General features: G+C 54.9%; 20 protein-coding genes and 2 tRNA genes. 8 read left to right on the top strand and 14 right to left on the bottom strand.

The window, feature by feature from the left end; translation table 11 throughout:
- Positions 1-23: 23 nt before the first annotated feature.
- Both ggt and AC2FH0_RS10085 read right to left on the bottom strand, forming a co-directional pair.
- On the bottom strand, positions 24-1,817 hold the full coding sequence (gene ggt / locus AC2FH0_RS10090; protein WP_496789241.1) for a gamma-glutamyltransferase: 1,794 nt from the start codon (positions 1,815-1,817) through the stop codon (positions 24-26).
- 51 nt (positions 1,818-1,868) lie between these two features.
- Positions 1,869-2,855: a 2-hydroxyacid dehydrogenase gene (locus tag AC2FH0_RS10085; protein WP_496729275.1), complete on the bottom strand. Its 987-nt coding sequence runs from the start codon at positions 2,853-2,855 to the stop codon at positions 1,869-1,871.
- A gap of 191 nt (positions 2,856-3,046) precedes the next feature.
- Between AC2FH0_RS10085 and AC2FH0_RS10080 the strand changes: the two genes are divergently transcribed.
- Together AC2FH0_RS10080 and AC2FH0_RS10075 are read left to right on the top strand one after the other, a co-directional pair.
- Entirely contained in the window at positions 3,047-3,514 is a 468-nt protein-coding gene (locus tag AC2FH0_RS10080) for an SH3 domain-containing protein (RefSeq protein ID WP_282022367.1), read from the top strand.
- Between the two features lie 437 nt (positions 3,515-3,951).
- Positions 3,952-4,026 (top strand) — tRNA-Gln (locus AC2FH0_RS10075).
- 187 nt (positions 4,027-4,213) lie between these two features.
- On the opposite strand, the gene AC2FH0_RS10070 is transcribed toward AC2FH0_RS10075, so the two are convergent.
- On the bottom strand, positions 4,214-4,417 hold the full coding sequence (locus AC2FH0_RS10070) for a hypothetical protein (protein WP_496692260.1): 204 nt from the start codon (positions 4,415-4,417) through the stop codon (positions 4,214-4,216).
- A gap of 508 nt (positions 4,418-4,925) precedes the next feature.
- Positions 4,926-6,521, bottom strand: coding sequence for a GMC family oxidoreductase (locus tag AC2FH0_RS10065; protein ID WP_496692259.1), 1,596 nt, complete (start codon positions 6,519-6,521; stop codon positions 4,926-4,928).
- Between the two features lie 109 nt (positions 6,522-6,630).
- Here AC2FH0_RS10065 and AC2FH0_RS10060 point away from each other — a divergent pair, with 109 nt between their 5' ends.
- The 4 genes from AC2FH0_RS10060 (at position 6,631) to AC2FH0_RS10045 (ending at position 10,749) form a co-directional block, all read left to right on the top strand.
- The gene (locus AC2FH0_RS10060; RefSeq protein ID WP_142638251.1) at positions 6,631-7,869 is read left to right on the top strand and encodes a TRAP transporter substrate-binding protein; all 1,239 of its coding nucleotides are present in this window, start codon (positions 6,631-6,633) and stop codon (positions 7,867-7,869) included.
- A gap of 65 nt (positions 7,870-7,934) precedes the next feature.
- Positions 7,935-8,600, top strand: a complete 666-nt coding sequence (locus AC2FH0_RS10055; RefSeq protein ID WP_496692258.1) for a TRAP transporter small permease — start codon at positions 7,935-7,937, stop codon at positions 8,598-8,600.
- Entirely contained in the window at positions 8,600-9,958 is a 1,359-nt protein-coding gene (locus AC2FH0_RS10050) for a TRAP transporter large permease (RefSeq protein WP_496692257.1), read from the top strand. Before AC2FH0_RS10055 ends, AC2FH0_RS10050 begins: the two co-directional genes overlap by 1 nt.
- A gap of 11 nt (positions 9,959-9,969) precedes the next feature.
- Entirely contained in the window at positions 9,970-10,749 is a 780-nt protein-coding gene (locus tag AC2FH0_RS10045; RefSeq protein ID WP_496789240.1) for an IclR family transcriptional regulator, read from the top strand.
- Between the two features lie 553 nt (positions 10,750-11,302).
- Here AC2FH0_RS10045 and AC2FH0_RS10040 read toward each other — a convergent pair.
- The 3 genes from AC2FH0_RS10040 to AC2FH0_RS10030 all read right to left on the bottom strand — a co-directional run bounded on the left by AC2FH0_RS10040 (position 11,303) and on the right by AC2FH0_RS10030 (position 13,120).
- The gene (locus AC2FH0_RS10040; RefSeq protein WP_496703861.1) at positions 11,303-11,653 is read right to left on the bottom strand and encodes a DUF1194 domain-containing protein; all 351 of its coding nucleotides are present in this window, start codon (positions 11,651-11,653) and stop codon (positions 11,303-11,305) included.
- 107 nt (positions 11,654-11,760) lie between these two features.
- A complete protein-coding gene (locus tag AC2FH0_RS10035; protein WP_496709684.1) occupies positions 11,761-12,531 on the bottom strand; it encodes a hypothetical protein in 771 nt (256 codons plus the stop codon).
- A 73-nt stretch (positions 12,532-12,604) separates the two neighbouring features.
- Positions 12,605-13,120, bottom strand: coding sequence for a DUF805 domain-containing protein (locus AC2FH0_RS10030; protein ID WP_496709685.1), 516 nt, complete (start codon positions 13,118-13,120; stop codon positions 12,605-12,607).
- Positions 13,121-13,689: 569 nt separating this feature from the next.
- Between AC2FH0_RS10030 and AC2FH0_RS10025 the strand changes: the two genes are divergently transcribed.
- Positions 13,690-13,989: a hypothetical protein gene (locus AC2FH0_RS10025; RefSeq protein WP_142638995.1), complete on the top strand. Its 300-nt coding sequence runs from the start codon at positions 13,690-13,692 to the stop codon at positions 13,987-13,989.
- A 169-nt stretch (positions 13,990-14,158) separates the two neighbouring features.
- Positions 14,159-15,658: a ShlB/FhaC/HecB family hemolysin secretion/activation protein gene (locus AC2FH0_RS10020; RefSeq protein ID WP_496709686.1), complete on the top strand. Its 1,500-nt coding sequence runs from the start codon at positions 14,159-14,161 to the stop codon at positions 15,656-15,658.
- A 1,348-nt stretch (positions 15,659-17,006) separates the two neighbouring features.
- On the opposite strand, the gene AC2FH0_RS10015 is transcribed toward AC2FH0_RS10020, so the two are convergent.
- From AC2FH0_RS10015 to AC2FH0_RS09985, 7 genes are all read right to left on the bottom strand, one after another.
- A complete protein-coding gene (locus tag AC2FH0_RS10015; protein WP_496789238.1) occupies positions 17,007-17,144 on the bottom strand; it encodes a hypothetical protein in 138 nt (45 codons plus the stop codon).
- 272 nt (positions 17,145-17,416) lie between these two features.
- Positions 17,417-17,491: transfer RNA gene (locus AC2FH0_RS10010), tRNA-Phe, on the bottom strand.
- 79 nt (positions 17,492-17,570) lie between these two features.
- On the bottom strand, positions 17,571-17,753 hold the full coding sequence (locus tag AC2FH0_RS10005; RefSeq protein WP_496701171.1) for a DNA gyrase inhibitor YacG: 183 nt from the start codon (positions 17,751-17,753) through the stop codon (positions 17,571-17,573).
- Positions 17,750-18,772 (bottom strand): ribonuclease E/G, encoded by a 1,023-nt coding sequence (locus AC2FH0_RS10000; RefSeq protein WP_496789236.1) that lies wholly within the window; start codon positions 18,770-18,772, stop codon positions 17,750-17,752. The genes AC2FH0_RS10005 and AC2FH0_RS10000 overlap by 4 nt, the downstream gene beginning before the upstream one ends.
- A complete protein-coding gene (locus AC2FH0_RS09995) occupies positions 18,769-19,347 on the bottom strand; it encodes a Maf family protein (RefSeq protein ID WP_496789235.1) in 579 nt (192 codons plus the stop codon). Before AC2FH0_RS09995 ends, AC2FH0_RS10000 begins: the two co-directional genes overlap by 4 nt.
- Positions 19,348-19,357: 10 nt before the next feature.
- Positions 19,358-19,576, bottom strand: coding sequence for a translation initiation factor IF-1 (infA, locus tag AC2FH0_RS09990; RefSeq protein ID WP_005978431.1), 219 nt, complete (start codon positions 19,574-19,576; stop codon positions 19,358-19,360).
- Positions 19,577-19,667: 91 nt separating this feature from the next.
- Positions 19,668-20,543, bottom strand: coding sequence for a carbon-nitrogen hydrolase family protein (locus tag AC2FH0_RS09985; RefSeq protein WP_281973619.1), 876 nt, complete (start codon positions 20,541-20,543; stop codon positions 19,668-19,670).
- Positions 20,544-20,813 lie beyond the last annotated feature (270 nt).

Here is a 20,813-nt window from a genome sequence, read left to right as displayed (position 1 = left end):
TCCCTTTCTGACTGGCCGCTAGACTATTCGCCCAGCGCAATGCCCTCACGTCGCGGATCGGCACCGCCTGTCAGCATGTCCCCGATCTCGATGGCATGAAGACCTGATGTCAGATCACGCGCGTTGACCTCATAGCCAAGTTCGGTCAGCGCATCCGAAAGCCCTTCGGCCCCGGTGCCCTGTTCCACGTCGAACGTGCCGAAACGATTGACCAGATGCGGCAGTGCCAAGGCCTGTTGCACATCCATATCCCAATCTGCCCAGGCGATGATCGACTTGGCAACATAGCCGATAATCCGGCTTCCGCCCGGCGACCCGATGGCCAGAACCGGTGCACCGTCCTGCATCACAATGGTCGGACTCATAGATGAGCGCGGACGCTTGCCCGGTTCCAGACGGTTGGCAATCGGAACGCCATCACTGTGGGTTTTGAACGAGAAATCCGTCAACTCATTGTTCAGCAAGAACCCGTTGGTCATCAGCCGCGATCCAAAGCCGTTTTCGATCGTCGTGGTCATGGACAGCACATTGCCATACTGGTCTACGATCGAAATATGCGAGGTCGACGGAAGTTCCAGCGAGATATCATCCGCCCAGTTCGAGGCATGGTCAAATTCGGGATTCCCCGGAACGGCGTCGATCAATGCGGCCTCACCGCTCAGCAACGCGCCCCGTTCGGACAAATAGGCAGGATCGACCAGCCCCTGTGTCGGCATCGGGACAAAATCATGGTCAGCCATATAGCGTCCACGGTCGGCAAAAGCCAAACGCGAAGCATCCCCGATCAGCCGCCAGGATCTGATATCTTCGGGGCCTGACGCTGCCAGATCATAGCCGTTCAACATGCCCAGAATCTGCCCGACCGTCAGCGCCCCTGAGGATGGCGGGCCCATTCCGCAGACTTCATAAACGCGGTAGGTGGCGCAGACGGGGTCACGTTCGATGACCTGATAAAGCGCCAGATCTGTACCAGACAGCACGCCTGGATTCCCAGGCGCGTTGCGAACCGCGCTGACGATCCCGGCAGCAATCTCTCCTCCGTAGAATCCAGCCGATCCTTCCGCAGCCATGATGCGCAGCGTTTCCGCATAGGCCGGGTTCGTCAACCGCTGCCCCTGTGCAAGCGGCTGTCCTTCCGGCAGGAAATACGCGGCTGTCTCGGGAAATCGCGACAGGCGTTCCGCGTCATTCTCAACAAGGCTGGCCAATCGAGGGGAAACCAAAAAACCCTCATCAGCCAAATTAATGCCGTCAGAAAACAGGCCGGGCCACGGACTGCGGCCCCAGCGGCGATGCGCCTCTTCCAACAAAGCCGGGGTGCCGGGTGTGCCGACAGAAAGTCCCCCGACAACCGCATCAAAGAATTTCAGCGGTTCGCCATTCTCGTCCTGAAACAGACGATGGGTGGCCTCAAGCGGGGCGGATTCACGCCCGTCCAGTGTTGTCAGCTTGCCAGAGGCCGCATCATACCAGACCAGAAATGCACCACCACCAAGGCCCGAGGATTGCGGCTCGACCAAACCAAGTACAACCTGCACGGCAACCATCGCATCAGCCGCCGAACCGCCTGCCCGCAGCACCTTGGCCCCAGCCTCAACCGCTAGAGGGTTGGCCGCGGCCACCATCCAGTTCTGCGACGTCACGGGTTCACCGGCCAATTTCGCTTCGAGTGAGGCTATGACTTCTGCGGTCAGGCCTTGAACCTGCCCGTCAGTACCACCCTCAGGTGCAACCGCATCCGCAGCTTCCTGAGAGGCCAACGGCCCGGCAAAGGTCATGGTTGCCAAAAGCAATCCCGAAATCAGACTTCGTTTCATAGTATCCTCCTGAAAAATTGACTTTGTATCGTCTGGCCACCAAGCCGCCTACTATAACATGGACGGAACAACCTGGTCCGGTGGTCGGTGGCCGTCTTCGAATGTCTTGATATTTATGATAACTTTTTCGCCCATTTCGATCCGCCCCTCAAGCGTGGCAGATCCCATATGCGGCAACAGAACCACGTTCGCCAACTGCCGTAGGCGAGGGTTCACCTTCGTTCCGTGTTCATAAACGTCAAGACCTGCACCTGCGATATCGCCTGACCGGATTTGGCGGGTTAGCGCGTTTTCATCGACTACTTCGCCACGTGACGTATTGACGAGCACTGCACTCGGCTTCATCAGCTTTAGCCGCCGGGCATTCATCAGGTGGAAAGTCGAAGGCGTAGACGGGCAGTTGACCGAGATCACATCCATCCGCGCGACCATCTGATCAAGGCTTTCCCAATAGGTCGCCTCAAGCTCTTGCTCTGTCTCCGGTCTCAACCTACGACGGTTGTGGTAATGTATCTGCATTCCGAAGGCACTGGCACGACGGGCAACCGCCTGACCAATCCGGCCCATCCCCAAAATGCCAAGACGCCGCCCACCGATCCGCCCACCCAGCAACGCGTTGGGTGACCATCCTTGCCAGTCCCCTTTTTGCATGACGGACAACCCCTCTGGGATGCGGCGGGTCACGGCCAATATCAGCGCCATGGTCATATCCGCAGTATCGTCGGTCAGCACACCGGGCGTATTCGACACAAGGATGCCGCGCTGACGGGCGGTTGCGACATCGATATTGTCAACCCCTGCCCCATAGTTGGCGATCAGTCGCAGCCTTTCACCCGCCCGCCCCAGCAACCCGCCATCAATCGAGTCTGTAACCGTTGGTACAAGTACATCCGCTTCTTGTACGGCCGCTACAAGCTCTTCTCGGGTCATGGGTGCGTCGTCCGCACGCAACCGGACATCGAAAAGCTCGCTCAATCGGGTTTCAACAGCCTCGGGCAACCGTCGCGTAACGACAACACTCAGACGTTCTCTAGGCACCTGTGTACTCCCACTGCTTTGCAAACTTTCGCGCGTCATGGCATCGTGGCGCAGGATAAGGCGGGGCACAAGAACCCCTGGGCATTGATCCAACCTTTTTTCGAAGCAAAATTAACAGGCATAAGAGCAGACTGTCAGTGAGTGTTCTCCTACCAGTAAATCGCCGGATTCTGGCGCTTTTTTCAGTAATTATGCTTGTGCTTGGTCCCTTAGTGGCCAGCGCACAGGATAAGCGCGGCCAGGTCACGAATCTGCCTTTGCCACGGTATGTTTCCATGAAAGCGGCTGAGGGAAACGTGCGCAGAGGACCATCCCTGTCGCATCGAATCGACTGGGTGTTCAAACGGCGTGGGATGCCTTTGCAGGTGACAGCGGAATATGGCAACTGGAGAAAGGTTCAGGACCGCGATGGCGCAGGGGGTTGGGTCCATTACGCCTTGTTGTCTGGCGTGCGCACAGTACTGATCGAATCCGACTTGCTGCCGGTCTATTCCAACCCGGACCCAAACTCGCAGGTCAGTGCGCGGTTTGAAACCGGCGTTGTCGCGCGGCTTGGAACCTGCACGATCGAGTGGTGTCGCATCTCTGCAGGTGGCTATCGTGGCTGGGCCCTGAAATCCAACCTTTGGGGCGTCGATCCCTCAGAGATTCGCGAGTAGCGCTGATCTCAGAGCAACCGGCAATGAAGTTCCCGATCCGCCACTCTCGAACTTGCTTATTCTTGTTATCTGCTTCGGCATTGGGCCGCCCTACGTAAGCAGGAGGCGCAACAAAGGGGTGCAGCGCCAGAAAGACCACATTCGCGACTGCCACTCGCCCTCGTTAAACCAATCGAAAACCTGCTTCCTGTCCGCCTGCCAGACGAATCCTCGCCCGGCCCAGCCGTTCAACATCTGTCCGCAGAGTCATGCTTCATTGGCGGAAGGGCCAATTCACAGCCGTTGCCATCAAACCATGTTCAACACCTTCGGGCAGGAAGAGGTGCTGCTAACATGACCCGTGAAAGATGCTCTGAATTTTTTTTATAACTGGCCTAATTTTTTGCCTGAAAGCTCTTGAACCCTACCAACAACAATCGTAGATAGCGCCTCACCGTTGGGGTGTAGCCAAGTGGTAAGGCAGCAGTTTTTGGTACTGTGTATCGTAGGTTCGAATCCTACCACCCCAGCCAGTTCATCAGATCATAGAACGACAACAGGCTCTTGGGGCTAAACCCTCCGAGAAATGCCCCCGTTTATGCCCCAGCCACCCGAACCACCCGTTAACAATCATAGCGGGTTCTGCGGGGGTGCCCCTCCCACGTTGCGGGGGGAGCGGGTTAGCTGTTCCGAAGTCGAGATTTCTGCATAGCCACAGGTCTATAGCATATCCCAATCGACCCCGTTCGCCTGCCGGTCACGCTCATCCTCAAGGTTATCACGGCGGTCACCGATGGTCAGATGACGCGGGTTCACACAGCGACGGTTATGGCAACGATGCCGGATCGTCGTCAGGACAGCCTTGGGCGGTGGGTGCAAAAGAAAACCCCCGGCGAGAACGCCGAGGGCAGACAGGTACTTCATGGATCAAACTCCTGCAGTTGCTTCTTTATTTAGATGCAAGGGGTTGCTCGGTTTAGATGAAAGCGGACGTTGGGTGAAGACTGGTGAATGACCGGGTTGCGGGACTTAGCGGCCAATAGGGTTCACCGACGCAGTGCCCGTAGCCAGGCTTAGGCTCGCGACCCAGAGCTGTGTATATCTCTCTGTAAGTGAAGTACTTGTACGCCAAAAATAGGAAAGTGGACGTTCCGATTTGAACTATTGGAAAAGCAAGTAGCGTCCGCGACCGCTTATGCATGTTTCGCGAGATTGGTTTGATGTCAAAATCTGAGCTGGATGCAGCACAGATCGTTGGCCAAGAGTCGCCCTCCCAGATCACGGTCAGTCATGAGACAAGAGTTGGCAAAGTGCGAGTTGCGATCAGACATAATCAACAGAACAGCTTGAGCTTGCGCGACTGGCACACCGATCCATCGGTTGCGAGTGTTTTGGGCATTCTGCATCGCACACAGGCAAGATGGAGGGCCTGTCAGGCATCCGCGATTATCAAATCGCTCGCCTTTTCCCCGATCATTATTGCCGGTGCGTTGGTGTTGCCACTGACGATTTCGGGCATGATTGAACAATCGGCCACGCGCAGATTTTCTAGCCCGTGAACCCTTAGTTTAGGATCGACAACAGATGCCTCAGAGCTTCCCATCGCACAGGTGCCGGTTGGGTGGTAGATTGAGGTCGAATTCGACCTGGCCCAATCCAGCGTAGCGTCATAGTCGTTGCAATTCAGATCTGCTGTTGGTCGAAACTCTTCCGAAATCTTCGAGGCCAAAGGGTTTTTCTTGGCAATTCGCCGCGCGATATTCACGCCATCGACTATGGTCCTGCAATCTGTTTCTGTGGACAAGTAGTTCGGTATGATCTTGATATGTTTGGACGGATCGGGGCCGTTCAGGCACAACTCCCCCCTGCTTTCCGGGCGCAGCTGGCAGACCGACATTGTAAAGGCCGAGAACGGGTGTACGCCCTCGCCCGGGCTGTCAGCGGACCAGGGTTGGACATGAAACTGTATATCGGGTGTCTCTACATCCGGGCGCGTTTTCATAAAGCCGGTGGCGAGGCTGGCCGCCATTGTCATAGGCCCTGCACGGAACAGTGCATATTTCAGAGCGATGCGCGCCTGATTGAACAGGCTGCGGACTTCATCATTCAGTGTTGGTTCATTGCACTTGAACACCAGGCGCGCCTGTAAATGATCCTGCAAGCCCTTACCGACGCCAGACAGGGTGTGAAGCGGTTCGATTCCGTTTTCTTTGAGGTGGTCCGGGTCTCCAATCCCCGACAACATCAGGATCTGGGGCGAATTGATCGCGCCGCCAGACAGGATAATCTCGCGTCGAACCTTCAGAGTTTGCTCGACCCCTGACCTGTCCCGGTAAACCAGCCCGGTCGCCTTTTTCCCGTCCAAAACCACGCGCGTCACAAATGCGTTGGTGATGATGTTCAGATTCTGACGACTTCGAATGGGTTTGAGATAAGCCACAGCCGCGCTGCAGCGACGGCCGTTGCGGGTGGTCAGTTGGAAATACCCCACGCCCTCTTGTTCAGCACCGTTGTAGTCGGGGTTGAACGGGTAGCCTGCGGCCTGTGCCGCGGCAACCCAGGCGTCGCAAATGGGGCGTTGAATGCGCATGTTCGAAACAGACAAAGGCCCGCCAATGCCGTGAAACTCATCTTCACCGCGTTCTTGATCTTCGCAGCGTTTAAACAGGGGCAAGACATCGTCCCACCCCCATCCCTCATTGCCCATTTGCCGCCAGCGATCGTAGTCTTCTTTCTGGCCGCGGACATAAAGCAGCCCGTTCAGCGAGGATGAGCCGCCCAGCACCTTGCCTCGTGGCCAGTCTATGGATCGTCCATTAAGCCCCGGATCGGGTTCAGTGCGATAGCACCAGTCAACCGACGGGTTGTGCATTGTTTTAAAATAACCGACCGGAATGTGAATCCACGGGTTGGTGTCGCGACCGCCAGCCTCCAGCAATGCGACGGTCGTATTGGGATCAGCACTCAAACGGTTGGCAATGACACAGCCCGAAGATCCTGCTCCGACTACCGCATAATCGACTTCCATAACTGTCTCCTCCCGACGCGACTGAAAAAAACTCTATGCAAGATGCGAGAAATATACTAGCCTTTTTTGATACAAAACGTCTCATTAATTGCGATCAGGGAGGTAAGCAATGGAGATCGGTAAGAAACTAAGTGGCATTTCCCGGCGAGATTTTTTTCGTGTGGCCGGGCGCTATGGCATGAGTTCGACACTGCTGGCGGCAGGTGGGTTCGGTGGCGCGATGAGCCTGGCGAATCTGGCGCAGGCAGCCGAATCAACCTATGAAAAGCGCTTCTCGAAAGAGCCAAAGCACACGCTTAAATTCGGCGCATCGGGCTTTAACACCCGCAATCTGCTGATCGAACGCGCCGGCGCGATCGAGTTTGCACGCGATCTGGAAGAGCGCACGGACGGTGAAATTCGGATCGAGTTCATTGGCGACAACCAGATCTGCGGCCAGCTGAGCTGTGTTGAAAAAACCCAGCAGGGCATTGTTGATATTTACGCGGCCTCGACCCAAAACTCGGCTGGAGGCGCGCCGTATCTCAACGTGCTGGACTATGCTTACATGTTCCCTAGCCGGGCAGCGCAGTATCACTTCTTCTACAGCCCGGCGAGCCAGCGCATTCTGCGTGATCCGCTTGAGAAACGGCACGGCCTGAAGTTCCTGTTTACCCACTGTGAATTGCGCGGCCTGCAAATGGGTTCAACCTTTGCCGACAAGCCGACCGTCACCAAACTGGAAGAGCTGTTCGGTACAAAGAACCGTGTGACGGGTACGCAGCTGGGACGCATTGCGATGCAGCTGTTGAACCTGAATCCGGTACCGGTTGCATGGGAAGAAACTCTGGATGCGTTGAAGACTGGTCTAATCGACGGGGCTGAAACGTGGGCATCGGCCGTCGCATATGCCAACATGGCTCCAGTGGTGTCGCAGTCAGTCAACCTGAAATTCTTCTGCGGCACTGAACATACCTCAATGTCGGCCAAAGTGTTCGACAGTCTGGGCGGGGAGCTGCAGGATGCTGTGATGGAGTCTTCCTACTTTACGCAGGCTTTGATTCAAGGTGCCAATGAGGCGGCTTTGCTGAACACCGTCGGTTTCTCGGAACCGCAGCTGCCTGATACTATCTTCGCCGAAAATGGAGTACGTCCGGCATTCCTGCCAGATGATCAGATCAAACTGGCCGAAGAGATGTGCGCCCCGAACTACAACCCCGAACCCTGGGCGCAGTGGCGTGAGCGTTTGAACAAATGGGCCGGTGGCATCGATACCTATCAGGAAATTTACGACATCGCGCGCGAGATTCCGGCTGACACCCTGCCGGAAAACGTCGAACCGCGCCGTTGGTGGAAAGGCGAAGCCTGATACAAAAGACGAACCGGCCCCAAGCGGGCCGGTTCTAATACACACCGACTGGGAGGACGGGGTACATGTCGTTTTGGGCAGACACAGGCGCGATCTTCAGTGCCTTTCTCAGCCAGGATTCGTTCGAGATTCAATCAGCGCTGGAATCGGACGCCGCATGGGTGTTGGGCGCGGTTGTTTCAGCCATGGGCGGATTCGTGATCATGCTGATCTATCGGACAGTGCCGTTTATCGAGCGCCATCTGGAGCGGTCGGTGATGGTATATTCTTACCTCGCGATTGCGTTGATCATTTTCTGGGGCGTGATCGACCGATTCGTGTTCAACGATCAAGAACCGTGGTCCACCACTATCCCTCCCTTGTTGTTTATGGTGATGGCGTGGTTCGGGGCCACGTACAATGTTCGCCTGCGGACGCATCTGAGTTTCAATGAGTTCCGCACCGCAATGCCCCGAGGCGGGCAGTTGGCCTGTTTGATCCTTGATGCGGTGCTGTGGTTCATCTTTGCGGTGATCGTCATCGTGACGACCACGCGACTGGTTGCGTTATCGGCGTCGAATTTTCAGATCGTTCTCGGCACGGACAATATCATGCAGTGGTGGTTTTTGCTGGCCGCGCCTATTTCGTTCTTTTTGATGATCGGGCGTGTGTTTCAGAACCTCGCCGACGATCTGCAAAACTGGAAAACAGGTGAGCCGCTGATCAAGCAGGCCGTGATCGGAGCAGACTGATGACAGACGGAACTTTGGTTACACTGATCTCACTTGGGGTTACCTTTCTGTTCATGCTGGGCGTGCCGGTGTTTTTGGTCATCGGCTATTGGGTGATCGGCTGCTCATTCGTCCTTGGCTTGACGCTGGACAATATGGGGGCCGAACTGTTGAACGTGTTCAACAAAGGCTTTGCCCTGCTCGCGATGCCGCTCTTTATCCTGACTGGAGACCTGATCAACAAGTCTGGTATTGCCCGAAGGCTCAGCGATTTCGCCTATGCCTGTCTGGGCTGGATACGTGGTGGGTTGGCGATGGCATCGCTTGGTGCCTGCGGGTTATTCGCGGCGATTTCGGGATCAAACTCGGCGACGACAGCCACAATTGGTTCGATGCTGCACCCCGAGATGGTCAAAGGTGGCTATGACGAACGGTTCAGCGCGGCGACCGCTGCGGCAGGGGGTACTGTAGGGATCATTATCCCGCCTTCCATTATCTTCATCGTCTATGGCTTCTTGATGAACCTTCCTATTTCCGAGTTGTTCGTGGCGGGCATTCTTCCGGGCGCGCTCATGGTCTTTGGTATGCAATTCGCGTGCTGGATCATTTGCCGCATGAACGGGTGGGGCCATCTGATCCCTTTGCAGCTCAACCGGATACTGAAAACGGCATTTGGCGCCTGGCTTGGATTTTTCGCCATTGGGCTGGTGCTGTGGGGCATCTACACAGGCAAGTTTTCCCCGACAGAAGCCGCGGGCGTGACGGTTGGCTTCTGTGTGATCGCTGGTTTGCTCAGCTATCCGATCAATCGGATTATGGGGGCCAGAAACGACATATCGCCAACCGAGAAGAGTTACGCCGAAATGTTCGTGGTCGAAGGCTTTACGATCCCCGAGATCCCCTCGATCGTGATCCGCTCGGCCCAGATCACTGGCATCCTCGCTCCGCTGATCGCGATATCAGTTGTGATGCAACAGATCTTGTCATTGCTCGGCGCGCAACAAACCATTGGAGATTTTGTAACCTCGATGGGTGGGTACTATGCGGTTCTGTTCACGTCGATGGTGATTGTCTTCTTCTCGGGTATGGTTCTGGAAAGCCTACCTGTAACCATAATTCTCGCTCCAATTCTTGCGCCAATCGCGGCCTCGGTTGGGATTGATCCAATCCATTTCTCGGTGATCTTCCTTGTGGGGGCGTCCATTGGATTCATCACACCACCTTATGGGCTGAACCTCTATGTGGCTTCAGGAGTAACAGGAGTACCCTATTTCCGGTTGCTTCGGTATACGGTACCCTATCTGGTGGCGCTTCTTTCGGTTTGGATTTTAGTGTCGCTTGTGCCCGATCTGGCCTTGATACTGCTGCCAAATAGCTAGACTGTTGCAGGATGGCCGAGACGGAAACACAAGAAAAAGAAACTCAAATACCGACCAACCTCCGCCTCCTGCTGATCCTTGAGGAGGTGGCGCGGCGTGGCGTTTCCGTAAAACCATCGGATCTGATTGAGGCATTAGGTCTTGCCAAGCCAACAATTCACCGTCTGCTGCAAACCGCAGAAGCCGAAGGGTTTCTGCAGCGGGATCTCGATGGCAGATCATATGGCCCGGGGCACCGGCTGCGACTGCTATCGGTCAACACCATGTCGTCCGAGCATTTGCGCACTGCGCGACTGGCGATCTTGCGCAGTGTGGCTGAAACTGTTGGCGAGACATGTAATCTCGCCATTCCAGACCGCGAGGGCATGATCTATCTCGACCGGGTGGAAACGAAGTGGCCCCTGCGAATTCAACTGCCGGTCGGAACACAGGTGCCCTTCCATTGCACGGCCAGCGGCAAGATGTACCTGTCCACACTACGGCAAAGAAAGCTGGATGGGTTTCTTTCGGCAGGACATCTACAACCACAAACCGAACGCTCGCTGACCGATCTCAAGGCATTGCGATCGGAGATCCGACGTATCTCTGAGAATAGTTATTCCACCGATGACGAGGAATTCATGACCGGAATGACTGCCCTAGCAGTACCCGTTCAGGATGGACAAGGCCGATTGGTAGGCACGCTTTCGGTTCACGCGCCGACACAACGTCATGACGTCAACAGTCTGATGTCGTTTCTGGGCATACTTCAGAAGGGAGCGAAGCAGCTTTCGGCTCTTTTGAGCGAGTGACTAATGCTTCAGATGACAGTCAAAGCCTGATTTTTTTCACCAGCTGCGAATTCGATCATCGACCGGTTTGGAGAATTCTGCACCAGAACGGATGAGAGCGCGATAAAAGTTCCGTGTACTCCGTTCGTTCAACTTTGCAGAGTCGACATTAGCGCACCGCTGCCATTCCTAGCTAGCGCAGCATCTGTCACTCTGGGCTCTAACCAGTTCCTGGCAGTACTACGCGTGAACGTCCGCTCCCCACCCAACCCGCCAGCACCAGCGACCAGTCTTCAGCCCCCGGAATCGATCGTCAGCGGTCGTCTTAACGGCAGTGAACGGTTGATCTAGCAGTTGGAAATGCCCGTCGCAGAGCTTAGCGAAATAACCATAAGCGTACAAATTTCGCTCGGTTCGTACAAATCGATGTCAATAAGTTTGTCTACTCACACCGTATCGAAGATTCACCATCATTTGTGTGGTTCCATTGGAAGCGCGGAAAACTAGTTTCCCTTAGAATATTGCTGCTGGCTTTTTTGTATCGAGCCACGGCTGGTTGATGCAAAGGCCGATTCTAGGGTTCGCTCCAGATATGTTGGTTCCGTTCCCAGATCTTCTCGCCAATCAGGCAGTCTGAGGGTGAGGCAAGTTGCGCCTTCATAACCTCTCCTATTGCTGGCGCTGACCCAATTTCCAGTACCAATTTTCTTCGTACGCCCTCCGCAAAGCCCTGCCAGTCAAGCACCGGGACTACGAATGAACCAGGTCCGCCTGTCACACAGTTCTGGTAGTAGACGTCAAGATCGTCGAAGTGCCACTGACTCCCCATACCTTCGCGGGCCATCAGCGGTAACCCAATTATAATAATCGACTTCGACAGTACAGCGTCACGGGCCCGCAAAACCAGGCGGAAGTTGCGAAACATCAGCCGCTGCAGCTGGTGAGGTCCAAACAAGGCCCGAAGCAAGCACAATCCCGGAAACCAAACCTTTCAACTGGCGCACTATTTGGGAAGCTGGTTGGAAGGTAGCATCAATTGCATTGATCATACCTGTAGTCCCCGTACTCCAGCCAGTTTGCCGAGCCTTCGCTAAAAATCAGAAATTCGGACCTGTCTTCCCCAAGCAGGGCGACGACAAATCCGGCCGGTGGCTCAGAGTTTCCGAAGTAACTGTAGGCCGTCATGGCTCTGATCCACTCGCCGCTGACTGCCACTCGCGCGTCCCACTCCCCCTCCGGGTTTTCCAAAATCATAGGTTCGATCACGCGTTTTATCGCACCGCCTCCACAATAGACGATGCCTTCGGGTGCTTCATAGGAGGCTCCCTGGCTGGCATCCGAAGCGCACTCAGAACGAAGGGACCGAATTGCCGCGCGGGAACTTTTTAAGTCGAAGATTCCATAGCTGACATCTTGATCAATCATCGACAAATTAACCGATGCATTGGCCGCAAGCTGGTCCAATACAAAACCATAGTCCTGCTGACTATTGAAACTGATCTCGACGGGATAATTGTCAACGATCTGCAACACAGCGTTTTCAGCGCCAACCTGAAATGCCCCAACCTCGGTGGTGCCGTTCTTCAAAAAACGAAAGGAAAGCCCTTGCTTCTCCGCAATGTCCTGGCTGTCCTCATATCCAGCTGGAGCAAAGCGAATACGGTTACACTGAAGCTCTAGCGTCATGTTTCCGGTCTGAATAAATGCATTGGGATTAGGCCCGGAACTGAACGACCACTCCGCCGATGCTGTGGTCGCCATTGCCATCATTAGCGTTCCAATGGAAATCGGTCTGAAACTCATTTTCTCTCTCCATGGTGTTGCGGTTTGCACTTTCATTCAGCAGAGATTCCGACCTGTTGCCCCCACAGCGAGGTCAGGAAGCAGGTGCGCCGTATTCGTTTGCGCCTTCTTGGGAAGGTCGTGTCAGCCACCAGATCATCAGAATGGACAGAACGATTTGCAGAATTGAGACAACGACAATACCGGTCAAGCCCAGGACTGCCGCGGGTCCTCGCAATGCATCGGGGTTTTCGGTCCCTTGCTCCAATACCGAAAAGAACGCCACCCCACCCAGCATAACAAAAAGCGTTGTAATGCTGAGCACCATCGGCAGCAGCAAGTACCAACCAGGTCGCCCTGTATCATGCAGCCTCCGCCAACCGGCGGCTAGCATTGGTATGAGAACGGCCAGTTGAAAAACAGAGGACAGAACCCGAGATCCTTGGCCTGTTTCGGGGTTTGTCCCGAACAGGATCGAATCCAACCCGGCAAAAACGGCACTTACGAGAACCACAAACAAGAAGAACCACCAGTATTCTGTGCGTATAGCCCGCCCGGAGAACTGGAAGTATTTCGAGAAACACGTTTTAACTGCTTCACCGAATCCCATCTTTCATTCCTTTCTCAGTTTCTGTGCGGTCTCAAAACATTTCGCCGCTCAGGAGAACACACTCTCCCCTCTGGGTACTCCCACTTACCTTTTTGTTTGAAAGCAGAAGCCTATCGTACGAGAGCGTAAAGAAGTTTACGCGCGGAAAAAATGTTGATTTATGAAAAAATATATTCGAACATACGAATTCGACACAACTTTTTTTTACCTCCGTTGTTGTCGCTGTCGCCCGATCTACCGGGCCCTTCCGACTGCTGGAGTGAGTGCCGGCGGTCGGAAGGCACTTCACAATAATCTGGCTTGGGAGAACACGATGCTCAGACTTAACGTACTCGCCCTCTCTCCCAAGTTCGCTCTAGCTTTTACCAGTGACGTCATACGGCCATCACACGTTGTTGGCGGCCTCGGTAGTCAACGTAATGTCGTTCTGCCCCACAAGCCCCCCGCGGCAAGTTTTTGGGAAAGGTAGTCAAAGGATCGAGGTGTGTTCTGTTGGCTGCACAGACGCAAAAGCTTCAAACATGCGCATCCAATTTCACAAATTTCAAAGGAACCAGAGGGAGAAGAAAATGACTAACAAGAAGGTGATGATTGCAGGCGCGACATGTTTCGCATTGCTTGCAGCCTGCGACGACACGAGTACGTCCAGCGCGTCCGCCGAGCTCACGCCCGCTCAGCAGGCATGTTTACGGGATGTAGCCAACACGACAAACAATTCGCAAGTCGTGGTGCTCTCATCCGCGTTTAGCGAGGCGGGAACACAGGTCACTGTAGGCGTTGGTGAGGATCGCGCTCCGTGGAATTGCATTGCCTACAGTGATGGCGCGACAGCTGGTATCGAGTTCCTTGGCGACGAAGGCGCATTGTAGTCTGTTCGCTGTGTATCTCGAAAGCACCAGTCGTGATCAAATTTGAATAACGGCAAGCTTAGACATTCAAACCTCGTAATAGGATTGGGTTTTAACATGCTCAATCATGCTAAGGTTGTAGAAAATGCCCGTAACCAACTCGGTTGTAATTGCGATCATTTGCACTTTTGTGGCCATTGTTTCAGTTCCAAAATACAGCATTGCACAAACTTGGGACATAGCATCACAGCACTCTGTCAGCGGCGTAACTGTGTATGATTCAGATGAGCTGTTAACTTTTGCCGGTCAGTTGGCCTTTGATCGGTCAGGGCGCATCACAGCGGTAGAGGTCGCATCAACGATCACGCAGATCTACCGAGAAGACGGCTATTTTTTGGCTGAGGCCTGGCCTGGCCCCGATGGGCAGAGCATTGTTGTTGATGAAGGGCGTATTCAAACCATCGAAATTGAAGGTGTAGATACGCGCACGTTCCAAACCTTGGAAAAGATCTTTCGCCCCCTCACCACCGCATATCCAATAACTCTCAAACAATTTGAGCGGGCGGTTATGTTGGCCGAGGACATACCTGATTTGGAATTGTCGACCGAACTTGATTATCCGGATCAGGCAGGTGCCAGGCTGAGAGTATTGGGAGAGCCTCTGCGCAAACAAGCCGGGAGTGCGACACTCGACAACCCTCCGCGTGAGTTTGGAGAAGCGCTCAGCTTCTATGTCGTACAAGAGTTTTATTCGACGCTGACCGTCGGGGATTTACTGCGCTTTGAGGGATCAGGCAATTACAATTGGGACAAAGACGACGAACACTCTTTGTGGGGCGCTGTTACCTATCGCACGCCGCTGAACAGCAATGGTCTCTACGGTGAGATTTTCTACGGAAACATTAACGCAAAACGTGACCTCTCGGGGGATTTTGCGAGAACAGATATTGACGGCGAGAACTTCACCGTCGCGATGGGTTATCCCGTGATCCGCGATGTGGCCCGTTATGGATATTTTCTGCTGGATTATCGCCTTTCAAAAGCGGACTCAGTCAGTGGCGGCGTTCCATTGTCCAGTGACGCGAGCGTTGTTGGTCTTACGTATCTTTACGGACAAAACTATCCAAAAGGACAAGCTCTGGAAGCGGGGCTAACCTTATCTTTTGGTGACAATGACAATGACACGACAGACGCGAATTTTGACGACGGAGACTCTTCGTTCTGGCATCTGCGGGGCGGCATCGGATACGAAAGCCCACTTACGAGCTTGTCACCCAACACAGCTTGGCGCACCGAGATCTGGGGCCAGTTCACAACCGACCGGTTGCCCTCGGTCGAGGAGTACTTCCTTGGTGATCGCTATGCATTGCGCGGGTATCGGTTCGACGAAGTAGACGGTGATTCCGGGATTTCCGCGATTTTCGAAGTATCTCACTCCTACTTTCCAAGTTCCCAAAGCATTCATCGCTTAACGCCTTTTGTCTTTTTCGACGTGGGTTACATCTCGAACAATGACCCAGCGAGTTTTGAAGTTGATAATGCTACACTGGCATCGACAGGTCTGGGTTTGGACATTGAGTTTAAGCAAAACCTATTCCTGTCCGGATATGTCGGTGTCCCTTTGAGAGACGGCCCTTTGACCGACTCAGGCGATCCTGGCGCGTATCTTGCTCTGACAACAAGTTGGTGAGGATGTTATGAAACGGAACCGCATTGTTTTACTTACCGCAGCTTGTTTGGTCGCAGAGCTGGCCGCTACGCAGGTCGTCGCGCAGGGAAATCATTTCGGGTGGTGCCGTGGCGTAGGGAATCCGCACCAGTCGAGCCAAGGATGTGGGCAGGCCGGTGGGCAAGGGGCAGGCAATCAAATTACCGGCCCAACGCAGCCGGTGGCAAATCAGTTGCCGCCTAAAGGAACGCAGCAAACGCCCACATCAGTTACTGTTCCAGTCCTTGCGCCGGGCGCGGTCCCGAACGCAATTCCCGGTCAGGTTCCTATTGCGACACCAATAGCGGTTCCAGGTCAGGTTCCCACACCGGTCCTAGCGCCGACCCTAGTTCCGCCTTTGACACCAAACGCGACACCAAGCCGGGTTCCGACAGCTGTTCCAAATCAGGTTCCCTCATTGGCTACCGGTCCTACCGCGGTGCCGCCGCAAGTTCCGACTGCAACTCCCAATCAAGTTCCGATAGCTATCCCTGGCCAGGTTCCGCCTCAAGTTACTGGCCCGACGGCTGTGCCGCCCCTTGTGCCAACAGCGACACCCAACCAAATACCAGTCGCAGTGCCAGGCCGTGTTCCGCAACCCAGCGGCACTACAGCGACGCCACCGCTTGTCCCAACCGCAACCCCCAATCAGGTTCCCACCGCGGTTCCTGGCCAGGTTCCACAGTTGACACCAAAACCTACGGCAACTCACGTGGCCGTCCCAGGACATCCGAAGCCACAAGGCGTCGTGACAATCATGCGCCCAAAGCCGAGGCCGACAACCGGTACTGTTCAGCAACCTGGCACAACACAAGTGACCCACCATTTAACCCACCAAAGTAATTCAAAGAAACACGATCACGTCGCAGCAACACCTGGACGGCATGACCCGCACGACCTGCCGAGGTTCCGCAGCGCGGCGGCCAAGGAAAACTGGGAATGCGTTGCCAGCGGATTTGGACAGCGCCGGTATGACGCTGGGCGGGGCGTGTTGCTGAACAGCGGGGCACTACGACACCTTGGAAATGTGGATGCGATGGCTCGTGATGTACCAGCACGGCACCCGAAGCATTCCGGATGCATTATCTCGGTCAAACGAAAGCAGCGCTGAAGCTCGCTGGGTAGGTTTTGCTCGGGTAATGAGATTAATCGACCAATAGTTCGTCAATTGTCATCTGGAAAATTGGATTTCGTATTGCCTTTAATCCCTGGCGCTTACGTTGGCTGATGTAGCCCAACAATGCTCCGTACCCAAATTTACTTCAAATAGGCCAACAATCTAAAGCGCCGCACTTCCACGAAGAGCCTCCGACCATCTGGGCCGGTCAAATTAGGCAAGCGAAACTTTGAACGGTAACTTTGCAAAGTCAGCTTTCTGCGCAAAGCCGCCGTTAGCAACGACAGTTGCTGCAATCGCGGCGAATGTCGGCTCAGTGGCCACCTGCTCAATGCCCGCTTCGGTTTGCATGAAGATCGCGGCTGGGAATATTTCTACAAATAGCCGCGTCGCGCCATGCTGTGGGCTCAGAAGTCACTTTGAATTTTTTCCGGGAAATCGTGCCAAATTGTCCGAAAGCCGCCGCGCTGCTAAATCAGTTCTTTGTATTCGTACTTTTCACCAAGCGGTTGTCTCGGCACACAGCTTCGGGCAATGCAAAACACACTGATGGATGCAATGGTAGATACACAAAGCAGATATCAGATCAAAGCCTTGATATTGAATAATTTATCTTAGCTAAATGGTGCCCGGGGGCGGAATCGAACCACCGACACGAGGATTTTCAATCCACTGCTCTACCCCTGAGCTACCCGGGCACGGATACGGCTTTTACCGTTGGGTGGAGGCGTTCTATGACTTGCTACTGGCAGTGTCCAGAGGCTTTTTTACATTTTTTCAATGTGGGCGCGGCATCTCAGTTTCAGTTGAAGAAACATCCTGTTCAACGTCTTCTTCACGCTGCGAAGGAACCGCGTAAGACCCGTTCAGCCACTTGGCCAAATCAATGTTTGCACAGCGTTTCGAACAAAAAGGACGGAATTGAGACACCGTTGGTTCGTGACAGATCGGACAGCTCATTTCAGCACCTCCGCAAGGGAAATCCGGCCGCGTTTGCGTTGCAACTCATAGTGACCCAACGGGGTCCATCCTGCCAGAATCGTCTCGATCGGATCAGACTTGAATGCAGATCGCAAAGCGGCTTCGAAACCGCGCCGGTCTTTCTTGGGCATTGGAGCGAGGTCGAGCGTGATCTGCCCCCCCAACCCACGGACACGCAATGCACGTGGCAGTGCTTTTGCGCAGGCGAAATTGGCCTTGGTTCCGGCGGCCATCGAGGTGTCTGAACCCGTGTTTACATCTACGGCCACCAGGGCGCGGGTGGGCTGGATATAGATGTGTCCGCCCCCGGCCAATGGTTCTGATATTCCGCCCGCCTGATCCAATGCATCCAAGACACCATGCGCCTCAAAGGCGCCGGGCTCGGTGACGACCTCGGCCGGGTCGGTCCAGTCGCGCCAGGCCAAAACATGCGGCCCATCACCTGCGAGCAGAACCTCAGGCTCGGTACCGGGATCGTTCATCACAGCATCGGCATGAGCCAGCATGACGCCGATATCTTCAGCAATCTCTAGGGCATTCTCGCCCTGACAGCAGGACCGCAGGATCAACCCGTGTTCGCTGCCCGCCATCGCCTCATGTGCAATTTCCAGCAAGCGGTCGCGTTCATCCTCATCCCGGATACTGCGCGAGATATTCAGGCCAGGCGCATCCGGTGTGACAATCGCAAAGCGGCTTTTAAACAGCACGCGATCCGTCACCGGCAGCGCCTTTCCGGGTTCGACAAAACCGGTCACCTGGACCAGCTTGAGCTCTCCGGGGGCCAATCCTTTGACCTGTCGCAAAAAGGCCTGGCCGTCCGGCGTGGCCAGAAACATCCCACCCTGCCCCTTGACCGGGCGATCCGCCCGCGCCCGGTAGATAGTACCGGGTGCCGGGGCTTCGGAAGCAATCAGGAAATCGTCAAGCTTTCCGTCCACCATCAACGCCGCTGCCTCGCGGTTGTTGATGTGGTCTAAAACGATGGTACGCCCCTTCATAGTGCCTCGCGATACAAAGGATAGCCGATGCCCTGCAGCAAAGCGGCAGTCTCGGATAATGGTAGTCCCACGATGCCGGTAAATGAGCCGGAAATCCATGGGATGAACGCCCCTGCAGGCCCCTGGATTGCATATGCACCGGCTTTGCCTTGCCAGTCACCCGTTGCCAGATAGGCATTGATCTCAACATCCGACAGGCGCTTGACCTTGACCTGAGACACCACATCGCGTTGCGATATGCGGTCTCCGCGCCGAACCGCAACCGAGGTAATCACCCGGTGCCGCCGTCCAGACAGAGCGTGCAGAAACTCGGCCGCCTGACCTGCATCTTCAGGCTTTCCCAAGATGCGCCGACCCAGCGCGACCGTGGTGTCCGCACAAAGTGTGACATCATCGCTTTCGGCGGGAACAGCTAGCACCTTGGCGCGTGTGATCCGGTGGCAGTAGGGCACCGGCAGCTCACCTTTCAAAGGCGTTTCGTCAATGTCCGGGGCGCGGATGGCGTCGGGCTGCACACCAAGCTGCGCCAGCAGGTCCAGCCGCCTTGGACTGCCCGATCCGAGAATAAACGCCATGTGTCGGGCGTTACTTAAAGCGATAGTTGATCCGACCTTTGGTCAGATCGTAGGGGGTCATCTCGACTTGAACTTTGTCGCCAGCCAGAACACGGATGCGGTTTTTGCGCATCTTGCCTGCCGTATGTGCGATGATCTCATGGCCGTTTTCCAGCTCGACCCGAAACGTCGCATTAGGCAGGAGTTCCTTCACGACACCGGGAAATTCGAGCGTATCTTCCTTGGCCATGTTGTCTCCATAATTACGTTGCACCCGCAGAATCTACGGGGATGTGCGCCTAAATGAGCCTATTTGGGGCTTATTTCAAGGGCGTATTCACCTAAAGAGAGGATATTGTGACTGTTTCGACTCGACCGCACTGCTCGTCCCAATGGGCGCGGTTCAACACATGGCCATCCCGGCGCACATTGGCGATCGTTGTCAGGTCGACGTCGGCATAGGTCCAGCCAGGTTGGTTCAGCGCACCCTCTGCTAACACTCCGGTCGCGGGAAAACCCTTGTCAGGTGGACCAAAAATACCACCCGTTCCTGTATTCATATCTACCGCATCGGACCATTCGTTTTTGCCCACCAGAGACGCCATGACCGTAACACATTGGTTTTCCAGCGCACGCGACATAGCCCCGATGCGGACACGCCAGTACCCTGCCAACGCCTCGGTGCATGAGGGAACCAGGATTATATCCGCCTCACTTAGGGCTCTGCCCAGCAAGGGGAATTCACTGTCATAGCAGATCAGGATTCCGATTTTTCCAAGTGGGGTATCAAACAATTTTAGTGGTCCGCCCGGCGCGATATCCCAGTCTTCGCGTTCAAAGCGGGTCATGATCTGTTTGTCCTGATGGTCAAACGTCCCGTTCGGAGCGTAGAGCACAGCCCGGTTTACCGGACGGCCTGACCCGTCAATCACCGGAGCGGATGCGCCCAGGATGTAGGTCTCATGTTCTTGAGCCAGACGCGAATGCAGGGCCTGCACGTCCCCCATCCGATCTGAAACAGCACGGATCGAGCGTTCCAGATCACCCGCTACTTCGGCCCCGTCCAAAGTCGACAATTCCATCGCGCCATACTCGGGGAAAACGAGAAGATCTGCCCCCTGCCCTGCGGCATCCGAGACCCAGCGGGCCAGCTTATCTTCATACTGCGCCCAGTTTTCGAGCCAGTCGAGGTTATAGGCGGCGGTGGCAGCTTTCATGGAGTAACTTTCATTGCGCTGGTTTGGCGAACACTAGTTGAGGGCGCCCTGAAAAGTACAGGCACATATGTGCATATACCGGCCCAGCAAGGGATTGTGAGTTGGCATCTCAAGCCCGAAATGGCTAAATAAGATTAGGAGAGTTGCGATGCAAAACCGGGAAAGTTTCGAAAAGTTCTATTACACAAAGGTTGGCATGGGAGAAGCCTGCGGTTGCGCCGAACGGATTATCGACGTGTACGAATTCAACCGAACGGGTGGAGCGCTAAC

This window comes from Ruegeria sp. CDSC051 (genome assembly GCF_059610665.1).
This window is presented reverse-complemented; position numbering and strand designations above follow the sequence as displayed.